Raw genomic sequence first — 13,443 nt, 5'->3', positions numbered from 1 at the left:
TCCTCAATGGTCTTCGCCGTGAATGCCGCGCCCAGGCCGCAACACGGCCACAGCTGACGTGCCGACGCGAAACAGCTCCGGGTTCGGATTGCCCACGAGGATCTTCACCGGAAAGCGTTGCGACACGTGCACCCAGTTCAGCGTGCGCTCGATGCGCGGCAGACCGCCAGGCAGGGCAAGGCCGGCCTCATCCGAAGCGATGCCGTAGCCGATCGAGTCGACTACGCCGTCAAAGCGCTGCCCGGTGTCGCTCATCAGGTAGACGGTGGCGGGGGTGCCTGCGCGCACACCCTTGAGTTCGGTCTCGCGAAAGTTCGCGACTACATACCAGTGGCGCGTGTCGATCAACGTAAAGACCGGTTTGAGTGTGGAAGCGAACTGCCCCGTCGATGTCTTCAGCGAGACAACGCGTCCGTCGAATGGTGCGCGTACCGTTGCATATTCGAGGTGCAGTTCGGCAATCGCGATCTCGGCCATGATGACGGCACGCTGCGCGACCAGCGCGTCCACCCCGCTCACCGCCGCTGCCGCCTGCTGGGCCTGTAGCTGCGCGGCGCTGAGTTCGGCCTCGGTTGCGCGCTGCGCCGTGCGTGCGCGGTCGACATCTTCTGCCGACACATAGCCGTGCGAGAGCAGCGGCTCCATCCTGCGCAAGGTGTCCGACGCCTGATTCGCCGCGGCACGGGAGCGTTCGACAGCCGCGCGCACCGACTGTGCGTTGTACTGCTGCGCGTTGACCGTGCGTTGAGTCAGCTCGATCTGACGATCGAGCGCGACGAGCGATGCCTTGCCTCTCGCCAGCGCATCCTCGTACGGGCGTGGATCGATGCGAAACAGCAGATCTCCCTGCTTTACCGCCTGATTGTCGCGCACCGCCAGTTCGACGATGCGGCCGTTGACCTCGGGCACGACGTCGATAGTATCCGCATAAGCATAGGCATCGTCGGTGCGAGGTGAGCGGTCCAGCAGCCGGATCACGAGAAAGAGCAGCAACAGCGTCGCCACGACCAGGAGGACCGCCGGCCATGCCTTCTTCCCGGTCTTGCTCGCACCTGTCGCCATTAGCTCACCTGAAGCGGATTCAATATTGGAACAACGCCAGCCAGAGGGCGAGTGACAGGAATGCGACCAGCGTGGGATACACCACGGCGGAGGGCGCCAGCAGGTGGTCCACCCCGAAGCGCTTCCGAACCAGATAGACGACGACCGTCAGCACGACGCCCGCGACAATGCAAAACAGCCAGTCGGGAAAGTACGCGCCGAGCACGTTGAGCGACGGCGAGTAGTTTGCGCACCCTGAAACGGAAATCGTTGCTATCACGGCGGCGCCAATTGGACGCTTTGGATCTCCGCCCGTGGTGAGTGGCATATGTCACTCCGCCTGCCAACCGGATTTCGCGCCCGGCAGTTGCGCTCCAACGTGTGAAAAGGCATCCCCTGTTCGCAAGGCTGCATAGGTCGCCACGAAACGGTGCGCGTCATGTCTTAGCAGCGCAGCCTCGACGGCACCAAAAGCGCGCTCCATTTCTGAACGTCCTGCAGGCGTGGAATAGCCGCTCTCGATGATGTGAGTCGCCTCTCCCTTCAATCGGCAGATGAGGCTGGCGGCGCACCGGCTGTCGAGCGTCCCGTCGAGAACGGATACTTCGATCGCGGTGACCAGTGCCGCCACCGCAACGTCGGATGACCCATCGGCACTGCTGTTATCCACCGAACCTTGCGACTCATTCATACGATTCTCCTCATGGCCAATCACGCGCAAGCGGCGATATGCAATGTCTTCATTGCGCAGCTTTTGTTATGGACGATTCAGCGCCGTCCTGCAGTGGATCGCACGCGTTATCGTCGTTCGCGCGCGCGAGGGGCAGCCGTGGTGACACGTCTTCGTCGCCCGCTGCTTTCGTGTCCTTTGGTGTCCATGCAGTGCGATATATCTCGACGACGTAGTCGCGGGCGTCGCACTGCTCGTGGAACAATTGTTCATCAAATGCTCGGTGTCGTTCGTGCGTCGACATTTCCAGAATCCAGCACACCGCCAGGACAAGCAACGCCCATACGAATCGCTCGGTACGTCTCATTCCAAACGCCCCTGACCTGTCACAACGACAGGGCCCGCCTGCCATTCTCATGGGGCGGCGCACAGGCAAAAACCAGAAAAACGAGCTTGCCTCCGCAGTCGACCAGCGAGATCAGCGGAATCCACAGCGAATCGCCGAACGCAAGCGGAAGGCCGGAGCCGAGTGCCAGAATGCCGACGCCGCAGATAAACGCAAAAAATTCGCGAGCAAAGCGGACATTCATGACCACGGCGAGTCCGGCGATCCCCACGATAAGGTTGGCGGCAATGGCGGAAGCAAAGTCCCAGTTGCCATTTCCCGTGAAGAAGTCCAGCGCCGTCTCCACCAGCGTCCACCAGCAGATCAGCAGCGTCGCGATCGTGAGGGCGTGACCCGCAGGCGGCTGGGCTCCAACGTGCACGACGTGCCCCGAAGTCGCCTGAATCAGGGATCCAAAATCATTTTCGGCTTGCCTGAACATTTCCCGCCTCTTCGCGTCGCACCTTCGTTCTCGAACCGGCGCCAGTGATTGGGGCATCGAACGCGAGCCGCGAAACTGTACCGTCCATGCTTGCAAGGTAGCCCGGCAACGCGAAGAAATCTATTGTACGAACGGTCTGTGGCCCTGACTCGCTGTTTGTCCGACTCATCCTTTGGTATAACCCAGGGGCTGGCGCAGGACACGAACGAACGGGGGAAACAGCGCTTATCAGGCACGCGCATTTTTCATGAGGTACTTGCCTCCGAGCCCGCACTCTGCCGCAGCTTCAGCAGGTCAAGCAGCATGCGCTCGCATTGCGCCGTAAGGTCGCCAACAGACTGGCCCGCTGCCTCGCGCCGCGCACCGTCGATGATCGCCTGCTGCATGTTCGGCGTCAGTTCGGGCGACCCCAGCGCTTTCCACCATGCGGTCATCGGTCCGGTGAACTGATCGAGAAAGTTCTCGATGCCGCCTTTCCCGCCGCCGAGATGAAACAGCATGGTCGGTCCCATCAATCCCCATCGCAGTCCGGGGCCATGACACACCGCGGTATCGGCATCCGCCACACTCACGACGCCCTCTGCCACGAGATGCACCATCTCCCGCCACAATGCTGCCTGTAGCCGGTTCGCCACAAGACCAGGCACCTCCTTGCGAACGCGGATCGTGCGCTTGCCGAGCGACGTATAGAAGGCCGTGACCTTGTTGACGGTCTCCTCTGACGTCTGTTCGCCTGCAACGATCTCGACGAGCGGAATGAGATGCGGCAGATTGAACGGATGCCCGATCACGCAGCGTTGTGGATACGACTTGCAACCCACCTGGATGTTACTCATCGTGAGGCCGGAGGAACTCGAAGCGATGGGTACGTCCGGTGGAAGGAGAACGTCAAGCCCTTCATATATCGCGCGCTTCAAGTCGATCCGTTCGGGACCATTTTCCTGGACGAAGCCAACGTCCGCCACGGCGCCCAGCAAGTCGCGCGTGAAGGTGAGACGGGAGCGCGAGGCTCGGGGCGCGAGGCCAAGCGCTTCGAGCGCCGGCCACGCCGCGTCGACATAGTGCTGCAAGCGCTGCTCGGCGTCCGGCCCCTGATCCACTGCGACGACGTCGAGTCCTTTCGCGAGAAATAATGCGGTCCAACTCGCGCCGACCACGCCCGTGCCAATCACCGCAACACGGTTGATTTGCTTCGCCACTGAGACGTTCCTTATAGTCAGATGTGCAATGCACGGCGTCACGAACGCGAGGGACCCCGCTGTCGCTCGAACGCCATGCTGGCGGCCAGCCTGGGTATTCAGGCAGAAGTTAATTCAATCTACCAATGTCAAGACCGCAAAACATTGGAGAATCCAACGAGAGTCTTTGTGCATTTCGACAATCGCATCCCGGCGAAGCTGAACGGCTGCGAATTGACATGCAGGAAGGGAAAATTGAACGGTCGTACGGCACATCGCTACGATCGGAGAGCACCGGCACCAGCCCATTATTAATGTGAACGGACTCTAGGGGGCGCAGTTCGGCAGCACGAACTGAAAGATTGCGCCATGCGGCGCATTCTGCCTCGCCCACAGATGGCCGCCGTGGGCTTCGACGATCGACTTGCAAATCGATAGTCCCATGCCCATACCGACGAGCTTCGTCGTAAAGAACGGCTCGAACAGCCGGTCGGACGTCGCCGGGTCGAGCCCTGCGCCGGTGTCTTGCACGGCAACGCGGATACCGCCCATTTCCGCGGCCTGTGACGTGATAGTGAGCGCTTTCGGGTCGGGAGTCGCGGCGGCCATCGCTTCGATCCCATTCATGATCAGGTTGAGCAGCACCTGCTGCAGTTGCACCGAGTCGCCAAATACGAAACCGACGTCCGGCGCCAGGTCGGTGCGAAGCGCCACGCCCTGCTCTTGCAATTCGACCCGGGTCAGCGCCAGCACGTCCGCGATGGCGTCGTTGATGTCGACCTTCGTCAATTGCGGCCCCGACTTCGATACGAGCGCGCGCAAACCACGGATCACGTCGCCCGCGCGGTGCGCGTCGTGAACGATGCGGGCCATCGCGCCGCGCATGCTAGCGAGATCGGGATTCTCGCGGTTGAGCCAGTTCATGCATGCGGTGCCGTTGGCGGAGATCGCACCCAGCGGCTGATTGATTTCGTGGGCAATCGAAGCGACCAGCTGGCCCATGGTCGTCAGGCGGGCGATGCGCGAGAGTTCCGTTTGCGCATCTCTTAGCGCCTCCTCCGCACGCTTGCGCTCCGTGATGTCCATTACGGTGCCGATGAATTCCAGTGCCCCAGATGCCGTGATATCGGGCTGCCCCACCACCTGCAGATATCTGACGGCTCCGCCCGGGAGTTCGATGTGATGCTCGTGCCGGAACCGCCGTCTTTCGCGTACGGCGCCTTCAAGCACCCGCTCGAACGACGTTCGTTCTTCAGGACGGATGCGCCCCAGGAACGACTCATATGACGCCTGCGCCTTCGTTTCGAACCCGAAGATGCGCCGCAGCTCTTCCGAAGACGAAACATCGCCGGTTTCGGGCCGCCACCGCCAGCTGCCGGTGTGGCTTATCTTCTGTGCCTCGTTGAGCGATGCCTCGCTCGCTCTGAGCGCCTCTTCGGCATCGCGCCGATCCGCGTTTTCGTGAACCAGCTCGGCGTAGAGACGCGCGTTTTCCAGCGAGATCGCCGCCTGCGACGAAAGGAGTTCCAGCACCGCGATCCGGGCGGCCGGAAAAGCATGCGAGGCGAGACTGTTCTCGAGGTACAGCATGCCGATCAGCTCGGCCTGCTTGATCAGCGGCAGGCACAGGATGGAGCGCACGGGTTTGTGACTGAAGTACGCGTCGGCGGCCTGGGCGCCGAGTGTTCGCACGTCGTCGAGAATCGCGGGCTGCTTGCTGCGCGCGACCTGATCGAGGATGGATACCGGCGCCTGCGCCGACCTGACCGGCGCCCGCACGATGTGCACCCGCACGGCCCCGCGATCGACACTCGCTTCGGCTTCGACGCGAAGTTTCCCCTCCTGGGGGAAAACCAGCAGCCCGTAGTCTGCTCTAGCGTGCTCGACGGCCAGCACCATCAGTGTTTCGATCAGCTTGTCGCTAACGATCTCGCTGGCTATGGCTTGAGACATCCTGACGACGGTACCAAGATCGATCTGCTCGGTCGAAGCTTCGATTGTCGGCAGCAATGCAGCGGGCGCACGCTCGCGCGATTCAGGGTGCCGCTCTTCGAACTGGGCAGCGAGCGCGAGACCGGGGCCGCGCTGACCAGAATCGAGCGTTTCGAGCTGGCCGGCGGCCTCCCATGCTGCGAGGCACTTTCTAAGGTCTGCCTCCACCCCAGCGGCAGTTTGATAGCGCTCCTCGGCAGTCTTTGCCAGAAGCTTCATCAACACGCTCGAAATCTGCAGGGGTACCCCGGTCGGAACGTCGCTGGGCGACATGAGCTGGCGCGCGACGTGGCAATCGATCAATTCGATCGGATCTTTCGTGGCCAACGGCAGCGCACCGGTCAGGATTTCATAAAGCGTGACGCCCAACGCGTAGAGATCGCTGCGCGAATCGACGCAGCGGTTCATCCGGTCCGTCTGCTCAGGCGCCATATAGGCAGGCGTTCCAGCAATGGTTTCTGGCCAGTCAGGAAGCCGATTCTCAGGCGGATGCCGCAAAGCGATGCTGAACCCGGTCAGCCATGCGTGGCCACGGACCATGTCCACGACGACGTTCGCGGGCCTGATGTCGAGGTGCATCAGCCCTCGCTCATGCATGCGGTCAAGCGCCTGCGCGAGCGCGATCCCAACACGCAGAAAGCTTGGAATGTCCAACGAATGACCGACGAGACAATCAAGCGGCTCCCCGCCCGGGTCCTCGAGCACAAGCGTCGTACTGCCTTCGAAGTGCAACAGCGCGATAGGCCGCGCCGCCCAGTCGGAGCAGAGCTCGGATTCGAGGGAATATTCATGCTCTAGCCGTTTGACCAGTTCCGCACGCTCTGATGCGGCCGGCGTGACGAGCAAAATAGGATTCAGCCCGTCGCGAGTGCCGCGGCGCAGCGTGTACTCGCCGGTCCGCAGCGTGGTCAACCGATAAGTAGAGAGATCTACCATGTAGAACGCACCCCGGGCCGAAGACATCGTCGCTCAGGCTTCTGGCTCGACCCCCAAGGCCGCCGCCATCCTGACAAGCTCCGCCACGGAGCGTGCCGCCATCTTTCTCATCACCTGCGCCCTATGGATCTTCACTGTCACTTCCCTGACGTCCATCTCGGAGGCGATCTGCTTGTTCAGCAAACCCGCTATGACGTAACCCATGACTTCTCGCTCGCGCAACGAAAGTAATTCGTAAGCGTTGCGAAGTGATGCCACCGATTGTTCCGCGACGAGCCGTTCATGGTCGCGCGCCAGTGCCTGGACAACGGCATCCAGCATGTCCTGCTCACGAAATGGCTTGGTGAAAAAGTCCAGTGCTCCGGCTTTCATTGCTCTGACCGACATCGGAACATCGCCGTACCCCGTCATGAACAGGACCGGCATGCGCAGGCCGCTCTTTGCGCCTTCCTGCTGGAAGGCAAGGCCGCTTTCGCCACGTAATCTGACGTCGAGAATAAGGCAGGAAGGTATGTCGGCCTTGGGGAACGCGAGAAATTCCCGGGGCGAGGCGAAAGTCTCGACATGCAGGCCGAAGGAATCCAGCAGGTTCGTCAGCGCGATGCGCATCGACTCATCGTCGTCGATGACATAGACCACCGATTGTGCGCCCCTGCCCGTCCCGGCGATCGAAGTCGAAACCGGTATCGCACTCATCTTCTTTCTCCGTGTGGGAACGCTGCCTGGTGAGTCTGCTACAACTACCGGATGCGATACTGCGCCACCCCAAAGCGACGAACATCGGCCGACACCGTGGTCCTACTGTGTTCGAGCTTGTGTCGTCTGGTAGAGAAATTTGCTTTAACGCCCCGGATCTTATCCAATAAACGCTCGCAACAGCAATGCTTAAGTATAGTGCCGTCCGAAAAACCGAAGGAAAGGCAGGGCCGGGCACCAAGTACCAGCGCGGCAATGAATTCCTTAGTCGCTTAACAACGCTCACTGAGCCGCGCGCAAAGTTGGGCGCCGTTAAGGGCGAGCGCTTTAACAATAAGTTATGCGATATTTAAACCTGCCTGGCGGCCGTAAAGGTCCTAAATCCGAAAGCAACGCTTTCGCCAGGAGTACGATTGCAGAATGATTGACGTCACTGACGACGGCGATCCGGTGGTATAGATCATCCGCAGCCCAATAGTCATACGATCCCAGGACGGGGGCGCATCGGCTTGGGTAGCCACTTCCGACTCAAGCGAGGCCAGACCACCTGATACGGGAGGGAGCGAGTTGAGTGTCTCATTCGGTTCGGTTGATATCGATACGAGCGATCCGCTTCAGTTCGTGTGGGAAGACGGCGACTGCGCGTTCTACCGGGGATCGCGAGTCCGCGCGGATGGCATCCGCGAGTCCGTGCTGATAGTGCGGCCTGCGGACCCTCATCCCAGTCAGGCTGTCGTCGATCGCCTTGCGCATGAGTACGCGCTCGCGGACGAACTCGACGAAGCGGCGGCGGTGCGGCCGCTCATGCTGCTGCGCGAACATGGCCACGCTGCGCTCGTGCTCGAGGATCCTGGCGGCGAACCGCTCGAGCGGTTCACCTCGCCAATGGACACGAAAGACTTTCTTCGGATCGCCACCGGCATTGTTATTGCCTTGGGCAAGCTTCACGCGCGGGGGCTCGTCCACAAGGACGTGAAGCCCGCCCACATCGTCGTGAATCACGCGACCGGCGCGGCAAGGTTGACGGGCTTCGGCATCGCCATGCAACTACCGCGCGAGCATCAAACGCCGAAGCCGCCCGAATTCATCGAGGGGACCCTCGCCTACATGGCGCCTGAGCAGACCGGCCGAATGAACCGGTCGGTCGATTCGCGTAGCGACCTTTACTCGTTGGGTGTGACCTACTACAGGATGTTGACGGGCGTCTTGCCGTTCAGCGCGTCCGACCCGATGGAATGGGTGCACTGCCATATCGCGCGGCAGCCGGTGCCTCCAGCGGAGCTCGACAGGTCGATACCGGGGCCAGTTTCGGCGATCGTCATGAAGCTGCTCGCCAAGTCAGCAGAAGACAGGTACCAGACTGCGTTCGGCGTCGAGCACGATTTGCGCTGTTGTCTGGTCCAGTGGGAAACCGCGAAACTCATCGACGACTTCCTGCTCGGCGTGTGCGATACACCCGACCGGCTTTTGATCCCCGAGAAGCTGTACGGCCGGGAGCGCGAACTCGATACGTTGCTGCGCACTTTCGATCGCGTGAGCGACGGCAAAGTGGAGCTGGTGCTTATCACCGGCCACTCAGGCATCGGCAAGTCGGCTCTCGTACACGAATTGCAGAAGAAGCTCGGCTCCTCGCGAGGCATCTTCGCCGCTGGGAAGTGCGATCGATACAAGAGTGATATCCCCTACGCGACGTTGGCGCAGGCGTTGCAACGCCTGATTCGGCCGCTCCTCGGTAGCCGGGAAGCCGAGCTGGGCCGCTGGCGTGCCGCGCTTTGCGCAGCACTCGATCCGGGCGGGGCCTTGATCCTAAACCTGGTGCCGGCCCTCGCTACCGTGATCGGCGAACAGAAACCGGTCCCCGAGCTTCCGCCTGAAGATGCACAACGCCGCTTTCAGCTCGTGTTCCGGCGCTTCATTGAGGTCTTCGCCACGCCTGAACATCCGCTCGCGCTATTTCTCGACGATCTCCAGTGGCTCGATGCGGCGACGCTCGATCTGCTCGATTTCCTTTTGACACGATCGGGCTTGCAGCACTTTCTGTTGATCGGTGCCTACCGCGATAACGAAGTGGATGCGACTGATGAGCTCACCGGCAAGCTCGCTGCAATCCATGGGATGGGCGCGGCCGTGCATGAAATCAGGCTCAAGCCGCTGATGCCCGACACGCTTGGGCAATTGATCGCCGATTCAATGCGCTGCGCACCGGAGCGCGCAGCACCGCTTGCGCGTTTGCTACAACAGAAGACCGGCGGCAATCCTTTCTTCACGCTCCAGTTTCTCGTGGCGCTCGTCGACGAGGGCTTGCTCAGCTTCGATCATGCGCTCGAGTGCTGGTCGTGGGATCTGCGCCAGATCGCCGCCATGGACCATACGGAAAACGTCGTCGAGCTCATGGTCGGGAAGCTCAGCCGTCTGCCCGCCAGAACCCTGAAAACCCTTCAGTTACTCGCATGCCTCGGCAACATCGCCGAAGCGGCCACACTTGCAACCGTGTGCGAGAGCTCGGAGCGAATGGTCAGCGCCAATCTGTGGGAGGCGGTCCGCCAACAGTTGATAATCCGTCAGGAGGGCGCCTACCGGTTTGCTCATGACCGGATACTGGAGGCAGCGTATTCGCTGATTCCAGTCGCAAGCCGGGCAGACATGCACCTGCGCATTGGACGGCTGCTCGCGGCTCGACTTGCACCGGCGAAAAGGGAGCAGTCGGTCTTCGATATCGTCAGCCAGTTCGATCGTGCGAATGCACTGATCGTGACACCTGAGGAGCGTCAACTGGTCGCCGAGCTGAACCTGCTCGCCGGCAAGTACGCCATGATGTCGGCGGCCTACGCGTCAGCGCTCAATTACTTCAAGGCAGGCGCGGAGCTGCTGACGGAAGACGGTTGGGCGCGCCAGCATCGACTCGCCTTCTCCCTCGCCATTCACCGCGCCGAATGCGAAATGTTGACGGGCCATCTGAAGTCAGCCGAAAACCGTCTGGCGATGTTGTCGACACGCGCCGCCGATAACGTCGAACGGGCGATGGTCACAAGCCAGCAAGCCGATGTCTACGTCATGCTCGGCCAGAGTGATCGCACCGTCGCCGCCGCACTCGATTATCTGCGTCATGAGGGCGTCGACTGCTCAGCGCATCCAACGGAAGCGCAGGTGCAAGTCGAATACGCGCGGATCTGGACATTGCTGGGCAAGCGCACGATCGAGGAGCTCGTCGATTTGCCCGTGATGAGCGACGCCGCGAGCGTTGCCTCCTTTGACGTGCTGACCAGGCTCTTTCCAGCCGCGCTGTTTACAGACATCCACCTCTATGCCCTGTTGATCTGTCGAGCGGTCAATCTCAGCCTCGAGCGCGGCATTTGCGATGCGTCGTGCGCCGCCTACGTACGGCTCGGTCTGATAGCCGGCGTCTATTTCGGCGACTATGCGGCCGGATTCCGATTTGCGCGGCTCGGCTATGAACTGGTCGAACGACGCGCGATGAAACACTTTCAGGCGCGGACCTATGAGACGTTCGGTCTCGTCGCGCAATGGACGAATCCTGTCCGAATGGCCCGTGAACCTCTGCATCGCGCCATGGATGTTGCCAGCCAGATCGGCGATTGCACTTATGCGGCATACAGCTGCGCCCACCTGAACACCAATCTTCTGCTAGCTGGCGATCCACTCGTCGAGGTGCAACGTGGCGCCGAACATGGCCTCGATTTCGCGCGAGCGGTTCGATTCGGATTTGGCGCCGATCTCATCACGCCGCAGCTTCAACTTGTCAGGACGCTTCGGGGACTCACGCAAAAGTTCGGATCGTTCGATGATAACCAGTTCAATGAACACCAGTTCGAGCTGAATTTTTCCAGCAAGCCGGCTTTAGGGGCGGTGGCATGCTGGTATTGGATTCGAAAGCTCCAGGCCCGCTTCTTTGCGGGCGACTATCGGATAGCCCTCGAGGCATCATCGAAGGCTGAATCTGTTCTGACGAAGCATTCCGGATCACTCGAGATAGTGGAATATCACTTTTTCGACGCCCTTTCGCGCGCTGCGATCTGCGAGATGGAGTCACCGCTTCAGCGCAGGCAGCACCTGGACGCGATGGCTGCCGATCACAGAAAACTACAGGCATGGGCCGCGAATTGTCCGGAAAATTTCGAGAGCCGAAGAGCGCTGGTGGCGGCCGAAATAGCGCGTCTCGACGGCATGGAACTCGAAGAAACGATGCGCCTTTACGAGTTGGCGATCCGCTCGGCACGCGAGAGCGGGTTCGTCCATAACGAAGCGCTCGCCTGCGAAACGGCAGCACAATTCTACGCGGCACGTGGGTTCGAAGCCGTCGCGCGTCTGCATATGCGCGAGGCCCGTTCAGGTTATCTTCGCTGGGGTGCCGATGCAAAAGTGCGGCAACTCGATGAGCGATTCCCGCAGTTTCTCGAGGAGGAATCGGGCGTGCGCCCGGCGATCACGATCGGCGCACCTGCGGAGCACCTCGATCTGTCCGCCGTCATCAAGGTCTCGCAGGCCGTTTTCGGCGAGGTCGTTCCAGCGCGTCTGATCGATACGTTGTTGCGCCATGCGATCGAATATGCGGGCGCCGCGCGCGGCCTCCTGATCACACCGCAAGACGGTGAATTACACGCCGAGGCAGAAGCTTTCGCTGGCAGCGACATGGTCGTCGCGCAGCCGCGATCCGGCGCTGCGCTGCCGGAATCGATCGTCCATTACGTCGCGCGAACCCGTGAAACCGTGATCCTTGCCGATGCATCGGCCCGGAACCCGTTTTCCTCCGACCCGTATATCGCCCGGTTTCGCGCAAGGTCGATACTTTGCCTTCCGCTGATCAACGGCGCCAAACTGCTCGGCGTGCTGTACCTCGAAAACAATCTCGCGTCCCACGTGTTTACCGCAGCGCGGATCGCCATGCTGAAACTGCTGGCGTCTCAAGCGGCCATTTCGCTCGAAAATTCCCGCCTGTATCTCGACCTGGCGGAACGCGAAGCAAAGATCCGGCGCCTCGTCGATGCCAACATCATCGGGATCTTCATTTGGCGGTTCGATGGCCAGATCGTCGAGGCCAACGATGCGTTTCTTCAGATGGTAGGCTATGACCGGACCGATATCGTCGCGGGCCGGGTCAAACGGGAAGACCTCAGCCCACCCGAATGGCGCGAGCGCGATTTGCGCACGCTCGTCGAGCTGAAGACGGTCGGCATCGTCCAACCGTTCGAAAAGGAATACACCCGTAAGGATGGCCTACGGGTGCCGATCCTGATCGGCTTTGCCGCCTTTTGCGAGCAGTCCGACGAGGGGGTAGCCTTCGTCATCGATCTGACTGAGCGCAAGCGAGCCGAGACCGAAACACGCGAAGCCGAACAGCGCTATCGCGAGATGCAATCTTCGCTCGCGCGTGCGAACCGCCTGGCGACGGTCGGTCAGCTCACCGCCTCGATCGCCCACGAAATCAAGCAGCCGATCGCTGCGTCGGCCATTAACGCGCAGGCGGCCATGCGGTGGCTGCGCTCCGAGCCGCCGAGGCTGAGAGAGGCACAGCAGGCGCTCGATCGAGTCGTCGCCGATGCCATACGGGCGGGGGACGTACTCTCCCGTATCCGCGAACTCGTCACGAAGGCCCCCCAGCACAAAGATACCCTGCGAATCAGCGAAGCCATCGTCGAGGTCGTCGAACTGAGCCGTGGCGATCTGACGGAGAACGACGTATCGGTGCAACTGGCATTTTCGGAAAACTTGCCGATGGTCCGTGGAGACCGCGTTCAATTGCAACAGGTGATGCTCAATCTGATACTCAACGCTCTCGAAGCGATGACGAGCGAGACCGGCGCGCCGCGCGAACTTTTGATCGAAACCGCGCAGAACGGGTCAGGCGGCGTACGCGTCACGGTGCGGGATTCGGGGCCCGGCATCGCACCGGAGAATATCGAGCGAATCTTCGACCCGTTCTACACCACCAAGTCAGGCGGCATGGGCATGGGGCTGTCGATCTGCCGATCGATCGTCGAGGCACACGGGGGACGCATGTGGGCAGACGCGAACACGTCTAGCGGCAGCGTCTTTCAAATCCTACTTCCGACCAACGACGCTGAAGATATCGCGGACTGAGCTT

General features: G+C 61.1%; 9 protein-coding genes. 1 reads left to right on the top strand and 8 read right to left on the bottom strand.

Annotated elements, in window-relative coordinates; all coding sequences use genetic code 11:
* Positions 1-3 precede the first annotated feature (3 nt).
* From mdtN to QFZ91_RS22350, 8 genes are all read right to left on the bottom strand, one after another.
* Positions 4-1,062, bottom strand: a complete 1,059-nt coding sequence (mdtN, locus tag QFZ91_RS22385; protein WP_429568452.1) for a multidrug transporter subunit MdtN — start codon at positions 1,060-1,062, stop codon at positions 4-6.
* Positions 1,063-1,081: 19 nt separating this feature from the next.
* Positions 1,082-1,369 (bottom strand): YtcA family lipoprotein, encoded by a 288-nt coding sequence (locus QFZ91_RS22380; protein ID WP_176123046.1) that lies wholly within the window; start codon positions 1,367-1,369, stop codon positions 1,082-1,084.
* A gap of 3 nt (positions 1,370-1,372) precedes the next feature.
* Entirely contained in the window at positions 1,373-1,732 is a 360-nt protein-coding gene (locus QFZ91_RS22375; protein WP_429568451.1) for a hypothetical protein, read from the bottom strand.
* 49 nt (positions 1,733-1,781) lie between these two features.
* On the bottom strand, positions 1,782-2,078 hold the full coding sequence (locus tag QFZ91_RS22370) for a hypothetical protein (protein ID WP_429568450.1): 297 nt from the start codon (positions 2,076-2,078) through the stop codon (positions 1,782-1,784).
* Between the two features lie 19 nt (positions 2,079-2,097).
* Positions 2,098-2,538, bottom strand: a complete 441-nt coding sequence (locus QFZ91_RS22365) for a hypothetical protein (protein ID WP_429568449.1) — start codon at positions 2,536-2,538, stop codon at positions 2,098-2,100.
* 245 nt (positions 2,539-2,783) lie between these two features.
* Positions 2,784-3,737: a 3-hydroxyacyl-CoA dehydrogenase NAD-binding domain-containing protein gene (locus QFZ91_RS22360; RefSeq protein WP_429568448.1), complete on the bottom strand. Its 954-nt coding sequence runs from the start codon at positions 3,735-3,737 to the stop codon at positions 2,784-2,786.
* Positions 3,738-4,043: 306 nt separating this feature from the next.
* Entirely contained in the window at positions 4,044-6,644 is a 2,601-nt protein-coding gene (locus QFZ91_RS22355; RefSeq protein WP_429568447.1) for an ATP-binding protein, read from the bottom strand.
* 33 nt (positions 6,645-6,677) lie between these two features.
* Positions 6,678-7,340, bottom strand: coding sequence for a response regulator transcription factor (locus QFZ91_RS22350; RefSeq protein ID WP_368716146.1), 663 nt, complete (start codon positions 7,338-7,340; stop codon positions 6,678-6,680).
* A 621-nt stretch (positions 7,341-7,961) separates the two neighbouring features.
* On the opposite strand from QFZ91_RS22350, the gene QFZ91_RS22345 reads away from it, so the two are divergent.
* A complete protein-coding gene (locus QFZ91_RS22345; RefSeq protein ID WP_429568446.1) occupies positions 7,962-13,439 on the top strand; it encodes a trifunctional serine/threonine-protein kinase/ATP-binding protein/sensor histidine kinase in 5,478 nt (1,825 codons plus the stop codon).
* Positions 13,440-13,443: the final 4 nt, after the last annotated feature.

Origin of the sequence: Paraburkholderia sp. JPY419 (genome assembly GCF_050435705.1) — a bacterium.
Classification (GTDB): domain Bacteria; phylum Pseudomonadota; class Gammaproteobacteria; order Burkholderiales; family Burkholderiaceae; genus Paraburkholderia; species Paraburkholderia youngii.
Note: the sequence above shows the minus strand (reverse complement) of the source record. Positions and strands in the feature narration are given on the sequence as shown.

What these genes read in the sequence shown, in the direction of transcription:
- mdtN (WP_429568452.1), bottom strand. Translation starts at nt 1,062, where the DNA reads ATGGCGACAGGTGCGAGCAAGACCGGGAAGAAGGCATGGCCGGCGGTC.
- QFZ91_RS22380 (WP_176123046.1), bottom strand. Translation starts at nt 1,369, where the DNA reads ATGCCACTCACCACGGGCGGAGATCCAAAGCGTCCAATTGGCGCCGCC.
- QFZ91_RS22375 (WP_429568451.1), bottom strand. Translation starts at nt 1,732, where the DNA reads ATGAATGAGTCGCAAGGTTCGGTGGATAACAGCAGTGCCGATGGGTCA.
- QFZ91_RS22370 (WP_429568450.1), bottom strand. Translation starts at nt 2,078, where the DNA reads ATGAGACGTACCGAGCGATTCGTATGGGCGTTGCTTGTCCTGGCGGTG.
- QFZ91_RS22365 (WP_429568449.1), bottom strand. Translation starts at nt 2,538, where the DNA reads ATGTTCAGGCAAGCCGAAAATGATTTTGGATCCCTGATTCAGGCGACT.
- QFZ91_RS22355 (WP_429568447.1), bottom strand. Translation starts at nt 6,644, where the DNA reads ATGGTAGATCTCTCTACTTATCGGTTGACCACGCTGCGGACCGGCGAG.
- QFZ91_RS22350 (WP_368716146.1), bottom strand. Translation starts at nt 7,340, where the DNA reads ATGAGTGCGATACCGGTTTCGACTTCGATCGCCGGGACGGGCAGGGGC.